The organism is Nocardia lijiangensis NBRC 108240, from assembly GCF_001613045.1.
In the GTDB taxonomy this organism is placed as follows: Bacteria; Actinomycetota; Actinomycetes; order Mycobacteriales; family Mycobacteriaceae; genus Nocardia; species Nocardia lijiangensis.
In genome coordinates this window covers 24,246-44,016 of the sequence record NZ_BDBP01000020.1, presented here as the reverse complement: position 1 = coordinate 44,016, position 19,771 = coordinate 24,246, and the positions used below count along the sequence as shown (strand labels likewise).

Below are 19,771 nucleotides of genomic sequence, written 5' to 3'. Positions count from 1 at the left end.
GGTGGAACGGTGATCTCGACAATCAGTCGATCTACCAGGGGCTTCACCCATCCCTGAGGCGGCACGCCGCATCAAACATCCACTGCCGCAACATCGTTCATCACGGATGAAAATGGCTTAGTGCCACCCACCTGAACAAGCCCACGATGCAGGGTTGCCCTCGCCAGGAGGTCAAGCCTTTTCAAGAACGCACGCCGATCGCGCCTGGTGTCGACCCAAGCCGCAGCCCGTACCACCCATCAGCCAACGCGCGGCATCTTGACGGAATTCGCACCGAACCCGAGGGATTCAAAGCAGAGTTTGACGGAGCCCTGCCCTGGCAAACCTCACATACTCAGCCGAGCGCGCTGACATCGAACTTGTCGTTGGAAAAATTCACCCACGACTCGACTGTCAGCTCGGTCGGAGCACTGATCCGCAACACCTCGCACAGAACCTCAACGACCTGATCCGCAATAGCCTCATACTCGTTGTAATGCGCGGGCCAGGGTACGCGGCGATGCCAATTCGGCGAGCCCGCCTCGCTCGGAGGGGACCACCCATGCGAAGACAGCCATACCGCGTCATCCGGTGAGATCCGATAGCCACCGACAAGCGCCGAGTCGTCCACGATCTCCGCCCACAGCCCTTCCGACCCCATCACGAATTGAGCGAACCTGTTGCCGGTAGCACTGAGGATCAGACATCCGTCACCAGGCATGCGCGCCAGCGTCAACGCCAACGCGGCAGAAAGAGAGGGCCAATCAGGAATCTTTATAGCCATCACAAATCCTCATCATCCGGCGCATCGAGCCATGCCTGGTGCTCGGGGTTGGCAAGGCGGAGGTAGATGCCGTTGTCCATTAGACGCAATCGGATCACGACCTTCGATAGATCCCACCGAACCTCACCATCCGATCCTGCCTTTCGCTGCGTCGGCGGCCCCAACACCGCCTCGATCGCCGCACTGGTGTCAGCGAACTGGTCATACATGGTGCGGACCGATTCCGTGTCGTTCGCGTCGAGATCGTCACTTAGAAAGACGATCATATAATTGCCCAGGCCGTCCTTGCCGACCCAATGTGCCTCGGGACGAGCCAATTCCAGGTCGGTCACGAGCACCGCGCCCCGCCGACCACGCTCAGTGATCTGCCAACCCGCAGCTGCACAGAACGGTTCCAAGTCCGCGTCAGTCCAAGCCCAGTCGAATCGCGCTGCCACGCCGACTTTGTCCGCTATCTTGTTGATCTCGATCCGCATGCCTGAGGGTACTTTCCTGTGATGGTTGTCTGGATGTGGAGCTATACAAGAATGCCTGAACCATACGTGAGGGCCTGGTAGTGCTCGCTGTCGCTGTTGTTCTCAATCGTCCGCGTCGGCGCAGCGATATTTACCGTCAGCGACTGACTGATGCGGGTTGCCCCGCCATGACTGTCTCCATTCAGCCTGGTGGCAAGTCCCGCGAAGGGAACGGTGACCGCTGTCAACGTGGTCAGATTCGACAGCATCGACTGCGCTGCGGAATCCATCCACGCCGCCAGCGGGTTGATTGGTGACAGGTCCGGGCCCGGGTTTGCGATCTCGGCACCTTGCGGTGGACCCGATACCGTGGTGCCGTTGCCGGTTTGCGCTGGCTGCCGAGGCTTTCGGATGGCGCCTGGTGGGACAACGGGTTCGTCCTCGATGTTGAATCGATACCACTGCGGCTGACCGACCTTCGGGTCGTATCGGACCATGTCGTAGACGACATCCATGTCACCGTTGCGAACGGCATCGAGCAGACCTCTGTCTTTTAGCGCCTGCACGAGAACAGGGTCGTTGTCGAGCATCCACTTCAGATATTGCGGCGTGCCCTGCTGAACACGAATCAGCTGGCCTGAATCGTCGGTCACCCACCGGGCGCCGAGTTGAGACCCTCCGCCTTTGGCCTCCACCACTACGAGCTTTCCACCAACGATACCCACCACGTCGAGCGTTCCGGAGCGAGTAGCGGCATCGTCCAACCCGGTGACTACCTCGCCGCCCATCTGCCTGATGTAGTCGCGGGCAGCAATATTACCCATCGTCTCAGTCAGCTTGTTGGCCTGGTACTCCGCCTTGTTAACAGCGGACATCGCATCTTCAAGACGTTCGATCTCGGCGAGGGTGAACTTCTTCCTTAGAGTTTCCATCTGCTCGTCGAGATATTTCTCGGTCAGCTTGCCAGGCTTTAGTCCGAGCTTGTCCGCAATCTCGTCCCGCGCCGCGGTGAGGGCTGCTACTTCCTGGTCCTTGAGATCGCGCACCGCTTTGACATCGGCAATTTCTTTCTGCGCCTGCACGGTGAGCGAAAATTCCTGTGGTGAAGTGTATTCTGCTCGAGCATATTTGCTGGGAGGGTTTTTCGCCCAGCTCGGCATTTCGACGAACCGTTTGGTTGCGATGTCCTGCCAACGCCAATCGTTGGGTCCAACTTCTACTTCCCTGACATTGGCGGGAATCGTCCCCAGCGGAGCCTCGTGGGATGGACCCGTAGAGCATCATCTCAGCCAGGTCCGATGCACTGCCGTAGTCGTTCTGCGGCGGCAGTGCTGCGGCATTGGCGGGCGGACTCACCGGATCGGTGGTCGGAGGATTCGTACGACTCTCCGTGCCGGACTTGGGCTCGGTCACCCGCCGTTGCGGGCGTTTTCGATCGTCGTCCTTCCTGGGTCCGTCATCGGGGTCTCTCGGCGCCACGTTGGATTCCTCACCGTTCGAATACTCAGTCCTCGGCGGGAGGAGCTGATCTGGAAATGGAAGGCCTCGACCGCAGCGGGATCACGCGGTTAGGCATCGAGTTGGACGAAGAGCCAGCAGGCGCTCACCCCGGGCGCCCGTTGACGCGCATCAGCCTCAGGACGCGCAATAGGACAGCGAGCCCGAGCATGGAAGAAGCCCTGATCCGAGGTCGGGATCAGGGCTTCTCGAGCGAGCTGTCGCTGAAGTTCTTCCAGTAGGTTCAGAGCTGGATCCAGTACAAAAGATCGCCGGCAGAGGCATAAGCCAGTGCTGAGGCAAAGTCCTATTTCAGCCGCTGACGTAGGAAGCGAAGCGTTTCAGTGGCTTTCGACGTTGTCCAAGCGTGCGAGGACTTCGGCGAGTGCGTCGATCACGGTGTGGTTGCCGAGCTGCGACCACGCACCGTATTGGCCCGCGTCGCACCGGGACAGGCCGCACAGCTGTTCGCGGATGTCCTTGACGTCGCTGCCGATCGGGCCACAGAACCCGGCGATGAAATCCTGGATCTGCCTGACTTCTGCTGGCTCATGGGCGCGTCCTCTTCGGGGTTTAGGTGCCCCACCCCCGGCCGTAGCAAAACCGGGGGTGGGGCGGGCGCCCCGCGGCTCGGACCGTCCTCGACCGCGATTGTGTTGCGGGAGAAGGGAGCCGGGCGGGGCGGGCTGGTGGGGTCAGTGGGTGCGCGAGGAGTCGGGGATGATGCGGCCCTCGGCTATCAGGGCGCGCAGCGCTTGGGCCTTGCGGCGGCAGTAGTCGGTGGAGCATTCGCGGTGGACGCGCATGATCTGGTGTGCCAGGTCGGCGGTCGGTGTCGTCGGAGGTGCGTTGTGCGCGTTGAGCTCCAGCAGTTCGCGCATGGCTTCGTCGATGGCTGTCTCCTCGCTGATGGCCTGGCCGAGTCGTGGCCGGCGGGACGAGCGCCCCACCCCCGGCCTGAGGGGCACGCCGAGGGTGGGGCGGAGGCCCGGACATCCGCGCTCGTCTGCGACCGCGCACCGGAGTGGCGGGAGACGGGCGGGCGTTCGGGCTTATGCGGCAAGCTCTGCCCCGCTTGTCAATCGACATCGAGAGGGTTTCGGGGGCGTGCCGCATGTTCGGGGGATGGGAATCTCCGGGAACAACCGTGGCACTGTGTGTCCGCAGTTTCGGACGCACAGTGCCATGAGTAGATCTGGGAGAGTGGGGATTTCCCGGTAGGTCCCGGGAAGAAGGCGCAGCTCTGGCGCTGCACCAATCTTCACCTAACGCGATTCGAATGTCAACACCTGAATTTTTGACGCCTTCGAAATACCTGGTGAGAGCGCATATTTCAGCTGTCGCGCAGTGCGTTCCGAGCTTCCGGTCGGCAGGCCCCGAATCGGTGCACATTGCTCCCCAGGGTGGTGTCCGCAGCGAGATATGTTGCGCCGAACGCACTCGATCGCGAACCGGGGAGTCGGCCGCCGTTCGCGATTACAGGTAGGGCACCCAGAGACGGCGCGAACAGACGCCGCTGGCGCGACCATGAAGCGGGCGAGAGGTTACGCGCGCGGGGGGCTGAACTCGCAGAGAAGGAAGAAGCCGCCCAACCGGTACTGGTAACCGGTTGGACGGCAATGGTTTCAACGGTGTTGACGACGGGGCGGTCGTCAGGAACCGCCACTGGCCTCGCGAGAACTCCCGCGCAATGCGATTCGCGTCAGCAGCAAGCGCGGTTCGTCGCTAGTAAGCACGGCTTCGGAAACGCTATGTAGCGTGGCTCCGCGCGGCAGTGGGCTTTCGGCGCGACCTCCTGGGATGGGCAAGGTGTTGGTCGAGAACATCTCCCGCGATGAACAACTCGGGCCAATCGGGAGCCCAAGGCCCCGGCACGGGCGCGATCTTTCCCGCGTCGCGCAGCGTTTGCACGCGGCGGACGGTCAAGGTTCGATACTCGTCCCCGAGTTCCTTCGCCAAAGTGGCGATGCCCGAGGCGTTGAGGCGGTGGGTACGTGCCTGGTCGATCATCGAAGGCTCCAGATTCACCTCGACCGCCGGTGGACAGACGACCCTTGTCGCCGCCCGCACCGCCTCGCCGATTTCCCGCGGCGCGCTCTCGACGCCCGGGGTCATCGCGAGCGCGATCAGGTTCTTGTCCAGCCATCGCGACAATCCTGCGACCGTGGTCGAACCCGTGTAGTCGAGACCGCGTTGCTCGCAGACCAACCGGACCCAGCCGACCAGGACAGCGTGCAGATGGTCGGCCGCGCGGGCGGCCGCCGGGTTGTACGGCAGCGGTTGTTCGCTGGGACGGCGTTGCATGCGGTAGTCACCGCGGCTGCCGAGCTTGGCCTGACGAGTCCGCGCAATCGCGAGATCCTCTGATAGATCGGGTATTTCGCGAAGCAGTTCGGCGAGTTCGCGTACTTCGGCGCGGCTCAGGTACAGGTGGTTCGGTTCGTCGTTCACACTCGCTCCCGGAGCGCGCCGCGGACGATTTCGGCGTTGAGCCGCTGGGCAAGTCGCTCGGCGTGGCCATGGCGGATGTAGTCGTCGGTGTGCCTGCCGTCGACGAGATATCCGCGCGCGAAGGCTATGGCGCCGGACCAGCTGCGCCAATACTGTGGCGACCACCAGCGTTGCAGCTGCCGCCGTCCGGCCACATCGATCAAGCTCTGCCCCCACCGCAGCGCCGCCTGCGGCGAGGAAAGGCTGAAATACCCGCTGAGGTCGGCGATCGAGCGAAGCGGATTGCCTGCGGGCAGCGCGGTGATCGGATCCCCGGGCGCGGCTACCCAATAGGTCGGGACGTTCGGTACGTCGCGTTGACCCGCGATGCCGTAGCCGCCCGGATCGACGCCGAGGCACTTGCCCTCCGGGCGAAGCGGATCGGCGATGAGGGCGCATGCGACGACCTGCGTGAACTCGCCTCGCCCGGCCGAGGCCGCGATGTCACCTGCGATGGCGGCGCCCTGGGAGTAGCCCGCCAGCACCACGCGCCGGTTCGAAGCCTCGATCGCGGCGATCAGCGCCTTCCGTCCCACCACCAGGCTGTCCGCGTACGGCATCGTCCGGCCGTAGTCGGCTGGATAGGGGACGATTCGCGGACTGAAGCGATCTGGGTCGAGGGACGCAGCGAACGCGGCGCTGATCCCGTCGCCGTGCGGATGCCACGTGCCGGGCATGATCAGGACATCGATCGGCTCGGGCGGCGCGGCGGAGTTCCACAGCGCACGAAAACTCTTGGAGCGTGCCATATTCAGACCTGCGACCTTTCATCGCTCGTGAGTGCGTCGGAGTAGTGATCCGGATCGGCGGTGCGCACCGCACGCCGTGATCTCGCTGCGCCTCGGGGGTCGGGCGACGCCCGCTCGGCGCATCCGACCGATCGCGCAGAAGCGCCGACGACGCACGCGAGTGCGACCGTCGCGGTAGCTGATCGATCGCCCGCAGCGTCGAATTCCGAGGTCGAGCGGACGTGATTCCAGTCACAAAAGGTTTGAGACACGTTCGGCTCAAGGCCCCTCTCCCGCCATGTGGTCACTTCTCCCCCATCCGCGGGATCAGCTCGGCGGTCCGGCAACCGACGAACGCGGCGATACGGGCAAGTTCGCAAAGTGTGAAGGACCCACGTGCAGCTAACCGCCGCTGCAGTGTCGCCGCAGGCATCCCGGTGTGCTTGACCAGGTCATTCAGTCCGACCCCCCGCTTCGCAAGAACGTGTTGCACACGCTCCGCAACCATGACATCCAAATGATCCATACGGATCACCATAAGGTCCGTTCGGACCTTTCACAAGCCCGATCGGCTTTCGGGTCGGGCCGCGAGCTATCGCGGCGCGACCTGGCGACGCCAGCGGCATGTCGTTTGCGAGGTAGCCATTCGGACCTCAGAATGGTCCATATGGGTGCGAAAGAGACGGCTTCGGGCATCAATCGTGCGGTGGGGAACGAGTTGCGAGCGGCGCGAGCACGCCGCGACCTGACCCGTCAGCAACTGTCGGAACTGACCGGCCTCGCCGTCAGCACGATTCAGCGCTTCGAGAACGGCGAGCGATCCCCTGACATGCAACAACTGCACGCACTGTGCGAGGCGCTGGAGATTCCCATGCGCGAGTTCGTCAGCATGGCGCTGAAAGACATCGAGCGCACGGACTGATCACTACTCCAACATAGATTGCTGCCCGGGCCGAACCTACGGACCCGGGCAGTCGATCCCCGACCATGAACGCGTCGCGCGGGCCGAGCGACCCGCGCGCGATGGTTCACGCGCAGCGCGAACCGGGGACTCCCTTGACGGCGGATCCGATGGCCACTTCGGCGTATTCGACGACGGCCTGAACCGTGTCGACACCCAAGACCCAAGAAGCCAGCACCACATCGCACAACGTCGCGGTGCCGTGCAGAACCCGATGCGCAGCGTCGTCACCGATCGCCGCGCCCAGTGCTGCCGCAGCACCCGCACCCCGCCCCGCTGCCAACTCAATTACCGAGCCGATCTGGTCCACGACCACAATTCCCCTTCATCTCAGTGCTCAACCCTCGAGCGCGAGCCTGGAACGAATTTCCACTGCCGTCCCAGAATCACGGTAGTTATATCCCATCGCCGCGCACGAAGCTCGCCAAAGTTGCCCTGTTACACGACGATTCGCAGGTACAGTCCGATCGAGGGATGCTTCGAGCCGATAGCTGAAGGTTCGCGGTAGCGCGTCATCCGACGGTGCCGTGCGACTCTCGAACACGGTTGAACCCGTTCCATACCAACGAAATCCGACGGTTCGAACCTCGGGACTTCGAGGGCGCCGCCTGCACAACTGTGTCGCTTCCAACCGTCCACCCACACTTGGTCGCGACCCGCCCCTGACTCGCCTGCGCGCCGATACATACTGAGCGCCATAGTATTTCGCATACTGCCGCTGCCCACGCTCTGGAATGCGAACAACGTCCGCTCCACGGTCGGATCACATGAATCGTGACCGGAATTCCCCATCCGACACCACTCCCCAGCCTTCCTCGAACAGGATCACCACAAAGAGTGGCACGTCGGTGTGACTCCCCGATGAACCCCACACCCACCGCGGCCCGCCGCAAGGGCCCCGGCATCCGTACCGCATCAAGAGGCCGGAATCCGCGGCCGGAACCACCTGCCCAACCAATGCAGAGACGACCCTACTCGAACATACGAATATCACCGGCGTGCGGCAGTCCGCAATGAATTCGCTGATGAGCATGCCTGTGCCGATGACCGGGCGCACGGTATACGCGGACTTCGATCACCCCGCTGGCTATGAGGCGACGTGCGGACAGCCATGCTCCCCGACTCCCTCGCCAGTTGACCTGCAGGAAAAGGGAATTCGCGGCAGTGCACGAATCTGCCAGCGATACAGGCCGACGTTTACATCACTCTGCTCGATCCGTCTTCTCAGCGGCATCCGCCGACCGGGATCGACAGCTCACTCGCACTTCACGACCGGAATCGGGTCGTACTTCACCGTCCGCGTCGCTCGCGTCACTTCGCGCCCGGTCTTACGATCCTTGATCACGCGGGTATCGGAGATGGTGAAGCCCTCCGCGCCCTCGGACGCGATGCAGTCCTTGCCCTTCGGGAGGGTGATGGTGTTGGGCTCGGTGGGCTTGCTCTTGTCGCCGGTGATGGATTCGACGTCGACCGTCTTGGTGCCCCAGAGGCGGACGGTGATCTCCGAGCCGGTGGCGAAAGTCTCGATGTAGACGCCGCTTTGGGTGTTGTTGCGGAATTTGAGGTCGATGGCGCCGTCGAAGACGGTGGCCTCGCGGGCGGCCGGGTAGCGGGAGATGTAATAGCTGTGTTCGGTGTGGCCCGCGTCTTCGAGTCCGGCGAAGTAGGCGGCGTTGTAGAGGGTGGTGGCGAACTGGCTGATGCCGCCGCCGACGGCAGTGCTCGGGCGGCCGTGGTCGATGATCCCGGATTCGACGTAGCCTTCCGCGGTGCCGCGCGGACCGGTGAAATCGTTGAGCGAGAACGTTTCTCCCGGCCGGACGACGGCGCCGTTCACCTTCAGAGCCACGGTGCGGATGTTGATGCCGGACGGTCCACTGAAGCCGCTGGTGGTGAACGAGCCCATCTGTTCGACGATGCCGAGTCCCTGTGCGGCCTCGGTGGTGAGCTTGGGTTCGATCTTCTCGTAGACTGCGGCCGCGCTGCGTTGCTGAGATGCCGCGAGCAGCGTGGACAGCTGTTCGAGGGTCTTCGGCCAGTTGATCTTTTCGCCGACCACCGCGGGCACGATCTGTGGCGCTCCGCCGCTCACCGCGAACGTCGCGTCCTTGGGCTCGACCTCGGATTTCGCGAGCTGCGGGGCGAGGATGGCGGTCGCGGCGTTGAGGTCGTAGTTCGCGGCGAGACCGCCCTGCCCGTCGGGAGCGAAGCTCAGCACGGTCGCGATCTGCTCGGGGGTGAGTCTGGCGTCGCCGTCCTTACCTGTGAAGACCACGTCGCCACGCACGGCGGGTTCGGCGATCTCGTGTAGCGCATGCTGGACGGCCTCGACGCGGACGGTGAGCGGTGCTGGGACAACGGGCAATTCGAGGGTCCCGCCCTCGACCCAGTTGTCGATCAACGCGTTTCGCGCGGCGGGCATGTCGAGCACGCGGCCGGGTACGGGCGGGACGGCGACCGGCTTGCCGTTCTGGAACTGAATGGTGCCCTCGACCGTGGGGCGATCGTGCACGCGCAATGCGGCGAGCTGACTGTCCAGCGCGGCGGCGTCGACGGTGCTGGCGACCGGGACCTCGCGGGTGCCGAAGAAGGAGACCAAGCGGGCGAAGGGGTTGATGGGCTGGCCGCCGATGCGGTCCCAGGTGTCCTCCCAGTCGACGGTGAGGCCGGCGGTGGAGGGGGTGAGCTCGGCTCGCACGTCGCCGATCTGCAGGGGCAGTTCCTGCCCGGCGCGGCCGTCGAGGGTGGTGCGGAGCTTGGCGTCGGCTTCGTCGACGTCCATCCCCCCGATGTCGATCCCGGCCACGACCACTCCGCGCGGTACGTCGCCGGAAGAGAGCACGGCGTCCACGGCGTAGCCGAGGCCACCGACTGCGATCAGGGTTCCCGCGGCGATTCCGGCGCGACGGATGGCGGGGTTGCGCCACCACGACCCGGAATCGGCGGGCTCCGGTCTCGGTCTGGATCTGCGCGCGTTCTCCCAGCGCTGCCGGTTCTCGTGCGGTCCCTCGGTGTCGATCACCTGGGTCGCGTCTGCGGCCTGAGCGCTGGCAGCCACCTGAGCGGCGGCTCCCTGAGCGGTGGGACCGTAGGCGGTGGGACCCTGAGCGGCGGGATCGTGACCAGCAGGACCGTGAGCAGCAGGACCATAACCAGCAGGCTCGTGAGCCGCGGGCCCGTAACCAGCAGGACCATGAGCAGCAGGATCGTGACCGGCAGGACCGTGAGCAGCAGGACCATAACCAGCAGGACCGTGGGCGGTGGGTCCGTGAGCAGGCCCGTGACCAGCGGCAGTCGGCTGCGCGGCTCCGCCGGTCGGCGGTGAAGCGACGCGCATCGGCGTGGTGGGGGCGGAATCGACCACCCCTTGTGGAGCCGCGCCGGGCTGCGTCACCGGAAGCTGTGTGGTCTTCGCCTCATCTGGCGATTCGCGGTTCGATTCGAGTAGGTGACGCAGCCCGACCTCGCCTTCCTGGCGTCGGTCGCGGCCGCGGTGTCCGGTGCTCGATTCGGTGGTCACGAACCGTCCCTCCCGGTGAACGTGTGTTTCTGGACCGCGCACGGTGCGGGTCGTCATCCACGATAGTTGCCCGCGCCGGGAGCGCCAGTTCAGCTCGGACGCGCAGCAAACCTTGTGCAATGAACCACCCTGAACACGGAAGAGCCCCGCGCAGTTGCCGGGTCGGGGGTCTGGCAACTGCGCGGAGCCGATCTGTTTATCGGAGCAGCGCACCCCGCGTTACACACTTCGCGGGACAATCGAGGACGACCCCGCCAGACAGCTCCAACACACGAGGAGATGGACGGAATGCAGCTGGGAATGATCGGCCTCGGGCGAATGGGTGCCAACATCGTCCGTCGCATCGTCTGGGATGGGCACACCGCCGTCGGCTACGAACGCAAGCTCCACAACATCGACGAGCTGCGCGCCGATCTGGGCGAAAATTTCCGGGGAACCACCGACCTCGCGGAATTCGTGAGCATGCTGGAAACACCCCGGGTGGTGTGGGTGATGATCCCGGCGGGCGCGACCGGCGCGGTGATCGACCAGGTGGCCGAGTTGCTCGAACCCGGCGACATCATCATCGACGGCGGCAACAGCCGCTACCACCAGGACATCGAACGCGCCGAGAAGCTGACCCCGAAAGGCCTCCACTACCTGGACATCGGCACCTCCGGCGGCGTCTTCGGCCTGGCCCGCGGCTTCTGCCTGATGATCGGCGGCGAGGCCGAGCAGGTGAAGTACCTGGATCCGCTGCTGAAATCCATCGCGCCCGGCGTCGACGCCGCCCCGCGCACCCCGGGCCGCACCGGGGACCCGTCCACCGCCGAGCAGGGCTACCTGCACTGCGGTCCGGCAGGCGCGGGCCACTTCGTGAAGATGGTGCACAACGGCATCGAGTACGGCGCCATGGCGGCCTACGCCGAAGGCCTCAACATCCTGCACAAGGCCAATTACGGCGCCGCGCACAAGGGCGAGTTCTCGGCAGAGGAGACGCCGCTGGAACATCCCGAGTACTACCAGTACGACATCGATGTGCCGGAAGTCACAGAAGTGTGGCGGCGGGGGTCGGTGGTCGCCTCGTGGTTGCTGGATCTGACCGCCGGCGCGCTGTACGCGGATCCGAACCTGGACTCGTTCGGCGGTCGAGTCTCGGACTCCGGCGAGGGCCGCTGGACCCTGGACGCCGCGATCGACACCGGTGTGCCCGCGCCCGTGCTCTCGGCCGCCTTGTTCGCCCGCTTCTCCTCGCGCGGCGAGTCGTTGTACGCGGACAAGCTGCTCTCCGCCATGCGCCAGGCGTTCGGCGGGCATTACGAGTTGCCGCCGAAATAAGCACGAACCGCCAAGTGCCGGCGAGTTCTCGGATGTCGGAAGCCGACCGCGTTCACGACCGCGCCCTGAAACCTCGCCTTCGCATATGTTTTCAACGCTTCGCAGATCTTGCGACCCCTGCGAGGCGTTGAAAGGGTGTGCGAAGACATCGTTGCGCCATGGGTCGAGTCCTCAGGAGTGGCATTCGACAGCATCGTGCCGATTACTGCGGTTCACCACATCGACAGCGGCTCCTTTCATTTCGGCAGAATGCTGCCGATTTCCGCCGTGAAGATGGCGAGATGGCCTCGGATCAGCGCATTTCGGCAAGATACTGCCGATTTCTGGGCGATCCAAGTAAAAGCGGCCATCAATACGTTGACATCGCTTGGCACCGGCGGGTTTCGAGTATTCGGAGCTTCCGTTCTCGGGATCGCCGTTGCGGCGCACCGAGCGGGAGTTGCGTGTCCGGGCGGAGATCGAAAAGCTCTGAGGATGTGAGCATTTCGTCGCAAAGACGAAAGGCGGCATCCGGTTCGACCGGATGCCGCCTTCGGTGTGTGCGACGTCAGCGCTCCAGGATGGCGACAACGCCCTGGCCGCCCGCGGCGCAGATGGAGATCAGCGCACGGCCAGATCCCTTCTCGGCGAGCATCTTCGCGGTGGAGGCGACGATACGGCCGCCGGTCGCGGCGAACGGGTGGCCCGCGGCGAGCGAGGAACCGTTCACATTGAGCTTGCTGCGGTCGATCGAGCCGAGCGCGCCGTCGAGGCCGAGGCGCTCCTTGCAGTACTGGTCGGACTCCCACGCCTGCAGGGTCGCGAGCACCACGGAGGCGAAGGCCTCGTGGATCTCGTAGTAGTCGAAGTCCTGCAGGGTCAGGCCGTTGCGGGCCAGCATGCGCGGCACCGCGTAGGTGGGCGCCATCAGCAGGCCGTCGGGGCCGTGGATGTAGTCGACGGCGGCGACCTCGGAGTCCACCAGGTGGGCGAGCACCGGCAGGTTGCGCTCGGCGGCCCACTCGTCGCTGGACAGCAGCACCGCGGACGCGCCGTCGGTGAGCGGGGTGGAGTTGCCCGCGGTCATGGTGGCGTCGCCCAGCTTGTTGCCGAAGACCGGCTTCAGGGTGGCCAGCTTCTCGATCGAGGAGTTCGGACGCAGGTTGTCGTCGCGGGTCAGGCCGAGGAACGGGGTGATCAGGTCGTCGAAGAAGCCACGGTCGTAGGCGGCGGCCATGTTCTTGTGCGAGAGGTAGGCCAGCTCGTCCTGCGCCTCGCGCGCGACGCCGAATTCCTTGGCGGTGATGGCGGCGTGCTCACCCATGGACAGGCCGGTGCGCGGCTCTGCGTTGCGCGGGATCTCGACGCCGACCATGCCCGGGCGCAGCTGGCCGACCAGCTTCAGGCGGTCCTTGTTGGTCTTGGCGCGGTTGACGTCGAGCATCCACTCGCGCATGCCTTCGCTGACGCCGATCGGCGCGTCGGAGGTGGTATCGGTGCCGCCGCCGACGCCCGCCTCGATGCGGCCCGCCGCGATCGCGTCACCGACGGTGACGATCGCCTGGAGGCCGGTGCCACAGGCGAGCTGCAGGTCGTGCGCCGGGGTGTAGGGCGAAAGCTTGCTGCCCAGAACGCTTTCGCGGATCATGCCGTGCTCGCCGACCCGCTTGAGGACAGCGCCGCCGACGACCATGCCGAGCCGCTCGCCCTGCAGGTTGAACCGGCTCACCAGACCGTCCAGCGCGGCGGTGAACATGTCCTGGTTGGAGGCGTGCGCGTACGCCTTGTCGGAGCGAGCGAACGGAATCCGGTTGCCGCCCACGATCGCGACCGGACGCGTCGTCTTCGCGGTCTTGGCCGGGCTCTTGGTTGAACGGGCTTTGTTTGTCACTCGAGTCTCCAAGGTCTCGTCGGGTGTGCCGGCGCCCGGGTGCGGTCCTTCGCAGATCAGTGCCCCGCGCGTTGGTTTACTTTAAACTTACTCTGGAGTAAGTTTGTTGTCGACACTGTACCCCGCAAATGTGCGCTGACACGCCCACCGCGCGGTGCCTGCCACGCAGTCCAGGCCCTCGCGGAAACGTGCGGAACACCAGGGGCGAACCAGACATCCGCGAAATTCGAGACAGAAAAGGTAGGAACAGTGGCAGCCAAGAGCAAGGGTGCACCCAACCTCTACGGATCGTTCGTCCACTCCGCCCCCGGCCAGTTCCTGGCGAGCAAGCTGGGTCTGCCGCAGCCGGAGCACCTGCGCCGCTACGCCAAGGGCGAGCCGCCGCTGGCGGGCCCGGTGCTCATCGGCGGTAAGGGCCGCGTCGCCGAGCCCGTGCGCGCGCTGCTTTCCGACTACACCTTTGCCGACTCGTTGAGCCAGGGCGCCAAGTACGGCGCGCTGGTCTTCGACGCGACCGGCATCGGCTCGATCGAGGACCTGTCCCAGCTGTTCGAGTTCTTCCAGCCCGCGATGCGCAGCATTGCCGCGTCCGGCCGCGTCGTGGTCATCGGCACCACGCCGGAGCTGGCGGGCAGCGTCGACGGGCAGATCGCCCAGCGCGCGCTCGAGGGCTTCACCCGCTCGGTCGCCAAGGAGCTGCTGCGCGGCTCCACCGCCCAGCTGGTGTACCTGCACCCGGAGGCTTCGGCCGCCGCGACCGGACTGGAGTCCACGCTGCGCTTCCTGCTCTCGGGCAAGTCGGCGTTCGTCGACGGCCAGGTGATCCGGGTCGGCAAGGACGACGCCACCGCCCCGGCCAGCTGGGACCGTCCGCTGGAGGGCAAGGTCGCCGTGGTCACCGGTGCCGCGCGCGGCATCGGCGCGACCATCGCCGAGGTGTTCGCTCGTGACGGCGCGAAGGTGATCGTCGCCGACATCCCCGCCGCGGGCGAGGCGCTCTCACAGACCGCCAACAAGGTCGGCGGCACCGCGCTCGCACTGGACGTGACCGCGCCCGACGCCGCGGACAAGCTCGCCGAGTTCGCCACCGAGCGCTTCGGCGGCATCGACATCATCGTGCACAACGCGGGCATCACCCGCGACAAGCTGCTCGCCAACATGGACGCGGGCCGCTGGAACTCGGTCATCAACGTGAATCTCGCTGCCCCGCACCGCATCACCGAGGGCCTCGTGGCCAAGGGCGTGCTCAAGGAGGGCGGCCGCGTGATCGACGTGTCGTCCATCGCGGGCATCGCGGGCAACCGCGGCCAGACCAACTACGGCGCCTCCAAGGCGGGCGTCATCGGCATGGTCGACGCGGAGGCCCCGAAGCTGGCGGAGAAGGGCATCACCATCAACGCCGTGGCGCCCGGCTTCATCGAGACCGCGATGACCGCCGCCATCCCGCTCGGCACCCGCGAGGCCGGTCGCCTGATGAGCTCGCTGTCGCAGGGCGGCCAGACCGTCGACGTGGCCGAGACCATCGCGTTCTTCGCCAGCCCGGCCTCGAACGCGGTGAGCGGCAACGTGGTTCGGGTCTGCGGCCAGAGCCTGATCGGAGCATGATGACCGAGACCATCTCGCTGGCCGAAGCACCCAAGAACAGCAGCCTTTTCGTGAAGGCCGCGCTGGGCGCTGTGCCGCTGCTTTCGGCGCGCAAGTCGACAGTGCCGGATCGGGTCGTCCGGCTCGACGGAGTGAAGGTGGACCCGGATCACCTGGCCGCCTACTGCCGGGCCACCGGCCTGCGCTTCGGTGACTCGCTGCCGCTGACCTACCCGTTCATCCTGAGCTTCCCACTGGCCATGCAGCTGGTGGTGGCCCGCGACTTCCCGTTCGTCGCGGTGGGTGCGGTGCACGCGCAGAACGTGATCGAGCGCACGCGCGAGATCTCGGTGAGCGAGCCGCTGGACTTCCGCACCCACATCGAGAACCTGCGCGAGCACCCGAAGGGGCTGCTGGTGGATGCGATAACCGAGGTCAGCGTCGGCCGCGAGCAGGTGTGGCGACAGGTCACCACCTTCCTGCACCAGCAGCGCACGTCGCTGTCGGATCAGCCCAAGGGCGAGCCGAAGCCGGAGGAGGTGCCCCCGCCGCCGCTGCGCGCCCTGCGGGTGGATCAGAAGATGATCACCCGGTATGCCAACGCGTCCGGTGATCACAACCCGATCCACACCTCGGCGTTGGGCGCCAAGGCGTTCGGCTTCCCGAAGGCGATCGCCCACGGCATGTGGTCGGCGGCCAACGTCCTCGGCAACATCGAGGGCCGCATTCCCGAGAAGGCCACCTACACGGTGAAGTTCGGCAAACCGATTCTGCTTCCCGCCACGGTGAACGTCTACGCCGATAAGGTCGAGGGCGGCTGGGATCTGTCGCTGCTGCACCCGAAGAAGGGCTACCCGCATCTGACGGCGACGCTGCGCTGAGCTCGCTTCGCGGACGCCCCCGAATCTCTCTGATTCGGGGGCGTTTTCGCGTTCGTCAGCAGTCGCAGCCGCAACCGCAGTCCCCGCAACTGCAGCAATCGCCGCAGCCGGAGCAGCAGTTGGCGCAGTCGCAGCAGGAACCGCAGTCGCAGCCCTTCCACCACGCGTCCTTGCGTTCGCCGGTGCAGGGGCTGGTGTGGTCGGCGCAGCAGGCGTAGCCGGTGCAGTAGACGCCGAGCACGAGGGCGAGCGCCTCGCCGACGCCGGGGCGGCGGGTGGGTGGGCGGTGGCCGGTGCGGTGGGAGCGGGTCGTCTCGCCGAGGACGGGAGTCGGCGATGACGCGCGGCGGCCGGAGCCAGAGCGGTACGCGTGCTGGTGATCAGTTCGAGTTGTGTTGCAGGCGTGTGTGGTTACCGCTCCGACACCCATGCCGAGCCGGTGCACCAGCGCGTGCAGCGGATCGAGCAGCATCCAGCGGATGGTGGGGACGTCGGCCAGGCGGGCAGTGGCGAGAACCCTGCGCAGCTCTGCGTCGGACCCGCGCACCAGCTCGTACGATTCCGCGAGGGTGGTTCCCGTCGCGGTGAGCGGGTTGAAGCGACCGTGCGCGGTGTCGTCGTCGAAATCCGCTATGGCATCGGAGAGGTGAGCGATGCGGCCGAAATGCCCTCCCACGGTGCGGAGTTGGTCGGCGTTCTCCGGGCGGTTCGCCAGAATCGCAGTGTGGGCGAAGAGTTCGGCCGCGCACAGGGCAGTCGGGGCCGTGAGTTCGTCCAGTGTGACCGGCGGTTCTCCGGAAGTAGTGTTGGGATCGAGCGTGACAGGCGGCTCACCGGAAGCAGCGTTGGGCGCGATCGGATTTCGGTCGAACCTTCCCGCACCGGCGTACACGTCACGACGCCCCCCGATTCCGTCCCGCCCCGCGGTGCCCGCCGCCGGGCGAGTCGATGACAGACGGGCGGCCGCGCGGCTCTCCACGAGCTGTTGTGAATCGATCGCGGCCACAAGGGGTTCCACGTCGAAATCGATCAGCGCGGCTTGCCTGCGAGCGCTGTCCGCCCAGCGCGTCGACATCCTGGTCATGGGCCGTCCGGCAAGCCGCGAAGCGTCACCGTCGGCGACGTGATCCCGCAGTTTGGCCGAGCCGAGCAACAGCGACGCGGTCGAGGCGAGCAGGACCCCCGGTGAATCGGCGGCGGCCACTTCGGCTCGCTGCATGCCGCGCAGCGGGCAGCGTCCCGCGGTGGTGCGCGCCGAAGGAGCGGGCAGCTGCGCCTCGGTCAACACGCTGAGCAAGATCGCGTCGGTATTCGTCGCGGTGCGCGCCAGCTGACCGTGCCCGTCGCGCAGGCCCAGACACAGCCCGCACATGTGCGCCCGCCACTCGGCCGCGTCGATTCCGTACTTTTCTGCGCCGTGCGCACACGGCCTGAGCATCCCGAACAATTTTCCCCGTTTGTCCCCGAGCCGCGTGGGCCCTCCAGCTGTGATCTCGACAGAGAGTGGCAGAGCACCGCCCGGCTGGCAAACGGTATGCCGGTTACTCCGGCTTCTTGCGACCGGCCAGACCGCGCCAGGCCAGATCGTCGAGCAGGTCGACGGCCTCGGCGACCTCGATGCGCCCGCTGGCGAGGCGATCGGCGATGGCCTCGCCCGCGCCGATCACCGCGACCGCGACGACGTCGAAGTTGGTGCCGGGTTCGGCGTGCTTGGCGCTGGATTCCAGTAGCTTGGCGGTGAGTTCGATGACCCGCTCGCGGGCGTTGTCGATCTCGGAGGCGAAGGCTTGCTGACCGATCGCCTGCCGATAGAGCACTTGCCAGGATTTGCGGTTGCTGTCGACGAACCCGAGGAAGCCCTCCAGCGCGGTGCGCACCTGCTCGTGCGGGGTGAGCAGCGGGTTGCCTGCGGGCGCGACGGCCTCGATGAAGCGCAGGCCCTCGCGCTGGATGCACGCGCGGAACAGTTCGTCTTTGGAGCCGTAGTAGAGATACAACATCGGCTTGGAGATCTTCGCCTCGGCGGCAATCGCGTCCATCGACGTATCGTGGAAACCCTTGCGCGCGAAAACCTCGACCGCGGCGTCGAGCATCTGCTGCTCACGAACCGCCCGAGGAAGTCGCTTCGTTCCGCCCGCCATCCACTCTCCTACCACATGGTGAATCTCTTATATTACTCCAAGGTAAGTTCCGCGGGACGGATTTGCTCACCAGTCGCCGGTGTTCGCTGTGCGCTCCGGCCCACACGCGCGCTGGGGGACGGGCGTCGCCCGTCAGCGATCCCCTCGGGTGAGCCGAACCGGTCGACACCGCCGGTAGCGGGACCCGTCTACGGAAACGCAGCGATACTACGGGGCTCGGCGCGAAGCTCGCCTGTACGTCATAAGAGAGCGGGCGTACCCCGGGGATGGCCGTCCGCTCAGCAAGGCGGCAGCGCCCCCTTGTAGGCGGCCATCCGCAGCACCGACTTGTCGACCTGGGCGGCGGGCAGCCGACCACTGGCCACCGCCTGCTCGAGCTGGTCAAGCACGGTCGGGACGGCATCGGTGGTGATCCACAGGGCGTTGTCCGCGCCCGCCACCAGGGCGGCCTCGACCGCGTCCTCGATGGTCATCCGGGTGGTGATGGCCGCCATGCCGCCGAGGTCGTCGGTGAAGATCGGGCCGTCGAACGGTGCGGCCCCGTACCCGGTGCCCTCGCGCAGCAGCGACATGGCCTGCGGGCTGATGCTGGCGGGCACGTTCGGCTCGGTCAGGCCGGGGACGTCCAGGTGGCCGACCATCACGGCCGCGCCGGAACCGATCAGGTTGCGGAAGGGCACCAGGTCCACGGTCTGGAGCTCATCCAGCGGCGGCGTGCGCACCGCGCCGGTGTGCGAGTCGCCCGATCCGGAGCCGTGGCCGGGGAAGTGCTTCATCACGGTGCCGACGCCCACCTCGCGCATCGCACGGATGTAGGCGTCCGCGTAGCGGGTGACCACCTCGGGGTCGTCGGAGAAGGAGCGGTCGCCGATAACGGTGTCGTCGGGCTGGCTGCTCACATCCACGTCGGGGGCGAAGTTGACGGTCACGCCGAGTGCCTTCAGATCCCGGCCGCGGGTCACGGTGGCGTCGTAGAACTCTTCCGGGGTCATGGTCTGCGCGACGACGCGGGCCGACGGGACGGGTCCGATGATGTCGCGGACCCGCGAGACGCGGCCGCCCTCCTCATCGATGGTCACCATCAGCGGCGTGGTCGCCACCGCCTTGACCTCGTCCAGCGCGGGGCCGGAGAGCAGCGACCGGTCGGTCCAGCCGCCTAGGAAGATGCCGCCGACCTGCTCGTTGCGCACCACGTTCGCCGCGTCGGCGCCACCGGTCACGCCTACGGTGAGCAGCTGCGCGAGCTTCTGGCGCGGGGTGAACTTCGCTAGGTACTCCGCGTTGCAGTCGCGCTTGGGCGGGCTGGCCGGAGCTGCCAACGTCGGTTGGGGGGGTTCGGCCGGTGAAGAAGCCACAGGCGTTGGAGTGTCACCGCCGGAGCAGGCAGTTGCGACCGCGGCGCAGAGTGCGAGCAGGACGAGAGGCGTCTTTCGCATGGGTTTCACGGTAGTGCGCGGCGTGGGTGGGGGTGTTCGCGGGTGGGGTTGTCGGGGTGTTTCGGTGGGTGGAGGGAGAGGGTTTGATCAGGGTTTTTGGTGATCGACGCGAAGCCGACACCACCCCC

Annotated in this window: 19 protein-coding genes; 5 read left to right on the top strand and 14 right to left on the bottom strand. The window is 66.1% G+C overall.

The window, feature by feature from the left end; all coding sequences use genetic code 11:
- Window positions 1–334: 334 nt before the first annotated feature.
- The 8 genes from NL1_RS08100 to NL1_RS08065 form a co-directional block, all read right to left on the bottom strand.
- Window positions 335–763, bottom strand: coding sequence for a TY-Chap domain-containing protein (locus NL1_RS08100; protein ID WP_067835971.1), 429 nt, complete (start codon window positions 761–763; stop codon window positions 335–337).
- The gene (locus tag NL1_RS08095; protein WP_067835969.1) at window positions 763–1,239 is read right to left on the bottom strand and encodes a DUF6301 family protein; all 477 of its coding nucleotides are present in this window, start codon (window positions 1,237–1,239) and stop codon (window positions 763–765) included. Before NL1_RS08095 ends, NL1_RS08100 begins: the two co-directional genes overlap by 1 nt.
- A 41-nt stretch (window positions 1,240–1,280) precedes the next feature.
- Window positions 1,281–2,378 (bottom strand): hypothetical protein, encoded by a 1,098-nt coding sequence (locus NL1_RS08090; protein ID WP_156094733.1) that lies wholly within the window; start codon window positions 2,376–2,378, stop codon window positions 1,281–1,283.
- A 678-nt stretch (window positions 2,379–3,056) separates the two neighbouring features.
- A complete protein-coding gene (locus NL1_RS40480; RefSeq protein ID WP_507763273.1) occupies window positions 3,057–3,245 on the bottom strand; it encodes a hypothetical protein in 189 nt (62 codons plus the stop codon).
- A gap of 165 nt (window positions 3,246–3,410) precedes the next feature.
- Entirely contained in the window at window positions 3,411–3,683 is a 273-nt protein-coding gene (locus NL1_RS08080; RefSeq protein ID WP_218024380.1) for a hypothetical protein, read from the bottom strand.
- Window positions 3,684–4,464: 781 nt separating this feature from the next.
- On the bottom strand, window positions 4,465–5,166 hold the full coding sequence (locus NL1_RS08075) for a hypothetical protein (RefSeq protein WP_084510391.1): 702 nt from the start codon (window positions 5,164–5,166) through the stop codon (window positions 4,465–4,467).
- On the bottom strand, window positions 5,163–5,954 hold the full coding sequence (locus tag NL1_RS08070; protein WP_067835962.1) for an alpha/beta fold hydrolase: 792 nt from the start codon (window positions 5,952–5,954) through the stop codon (window positions 5,163–5,165). The genes NL1_RS08075 and NL1_RS08070 overlap by 4 nt, the downstream gene beginning before the upstream one ends.
- 283 nt (window positions 5,955–6,237) lie before the next feature.
- Entirely contained in the window at window positions 6,238–6,459 is a 222-nt protein-coding gene (locus tag NL1_RS08065) for a helix-turn-helix domain-containing protein (protein ID WP_162272697.1), read from the bottom strand.
- A 141-nt stretch (window positions 6,460–6,600) separates the two neighbouring features.
- Between NL1_RS08065 and NL1_RS38110 the strand changes: the two genes are divergently transcribed.
- Entirely contained in the window at window positions 6,601–6,855 is a 255-nt protein-coding gene (locus NL1_RS38110) for a helix-turn-helix domain-containing protein (RefSeq protein WP_067835959.1), read from the top strand.
- A 106-nt stretch (window positions 6,856–6,961) separates the two neighbouring features.
- Here NL1_RS38110 and NL1_RS08055 read toward each other — a convergent pair whose 3' ends face one another.
- Both NL1_RS08055 and NL1_RS08045 read right to left on the bottom strand, forming a co-directional pair.
- The gene (locus tag NL1_RS08055) at window positions 6,962–7,204 is read right to left on the bottom strand and encodes a hypothetical protein (RefSeq protein WP_156094731.1); all 243 of its coding nucleotides are present in this window, start codon (window positions 7,202–7,204) and stop codon (window positions 6,962–6,964) included.
- 945 nt (window positions 7,205–8,149) lie between these two features.
- Complete coding sequence (locus NL1_RS08045) at window positions 8,150–9,952, bottom strand: VanW family protein (RefSeq protein WP_245673135.1); 1,803 nt, start codon at window positions 9,950–9,952, stop codon at window positions 8,150–8,152.
- Between the two features lie 750 nt (window positions 9,953–10,702).
- Between NL1_RS08045 and gnd the strand changes: the two genes are divergently transcribed.
- Both gnd and NL1_RS37390 read left to right on the top strand, forming a co-directional pair.
- A complete protein-coding gene (gene gnd, locus NL1_RS08040; RefSeq protein ID WP_067836127.1) occupies window positions 10,703–11,731 on the top strand; it encodes a phosphogluconate dehydrogenase (NAD(+)-dependent, decarboxylating) in 1,029 nt (342 codons plus the stop codon).
- 177 nt (window positions 11,732–11,908) lie between these two features.
- Complete coding sequence (locus NL1_RS37390) at window positions 11,909–12,211, top strand: hypothetical protein (RefSeq protein ID WP_156094730.1); 303 nt, start codon at window positions 11,909–11,911, stop codon at window positions 12,209–12,211.
- 67 nt (window positions 12,212–12,278) lie between these two features.
- On the opposite strand, the gene NL1_RS08035 is transcribed toward NL1_RS37390, so the two are convergent.
- Complete coding sequence (locus NL1_RS08035; protein WP_067835953.1) at window positions 12,279–13,601, bottom strand: acetyl-CoA C-acetyltransferase; 1,323 nt, start codon at window positions 13,599–13,601, stop codon at window positions 12,279–12,281.
- A 249-nt stretch (window positions 13,602–13,850) separates the two neighbouring features.
- On the opposite strand from NL1_RS08035, the gene NL1_RS08030 reads away from it, so the two are divergent.
- Complete coding sequence (locus tag NL1_RS08030; protein ID WP_067835951.1) at window positions 13,851–15,206, top strand: 3-oxoacyl-ACP reductase; 1,356 nt, start codon at window positions 13,851–13,853, stop codon at window positions 15,204–15,206.
- Window positions 15,206–16,066 carry a MaoC family dehydratase gene (locus NL1_RS08025; RefSeq protein ID WP_084510400.1) on the top strand — a complete coding sequence of 287 codons (861 nt, stop codon included), beginning with the start codon at window positions 15,206–15,208 and terminating at the stop codon, window positions 16,064–16,066. The genes NL1_RS08030 and NL1_RS08025 overlap by 1 nt, the downstream gene beginning before the upstream one ends.
- A 55-nt stretch (window positions 16,067–16,121) precedes the next feature.
- On the opposite strand, the gene NL1_RS39325 is transcribed toward NL1_RS08025, so the two are convergent.
- The 3 genes from NL1_RS39325 to NL1_RS08010 all read right to left on the bottom strand — a co-directional run bounded on the left by NL1_RS39325 (window position 16,122) and on the right by NL1_RS08010 (window position 19,643).
- A complete protein-coding gene (locus NL1_RS39325) occupies window positions 16,122–17,504 on the bottom strand; it encodes a DUF5685 family protein (protein ID WP_307622164.1) in 1,383 nt (460 codons plus the stop codon).
- A gap of 103 nt (window positions 17,505–17,607) precedes the next feature.
- Window positions 17,608–18,207, bottom strand: coding sequence for a TetR/AcrR family transcriptional regulator (locus NL1_RS08015; RefSeq protein ID WP_067835947.1), 600 nt, complete (start codon window positions 18,205–18,207; stop codon window positions 17,608–17,610).
- Between the two features lie 278 nt (window positions 18,208–18,485).
- Window positions 18,486–19,643, bottom strand: a complete 1,158-nt coding sequence (locus NL1_RS08010) for a glycoside hydrolase family 3 N-terminal domain-containing protein (RefSeq protein ID WP_067835945.1) — start codon at window positions 19,641–19,643, stop codon at window positions 18,486–18,488.
- Window positions 19,644–19,771 lie beyond the last annotated feature (128 nt).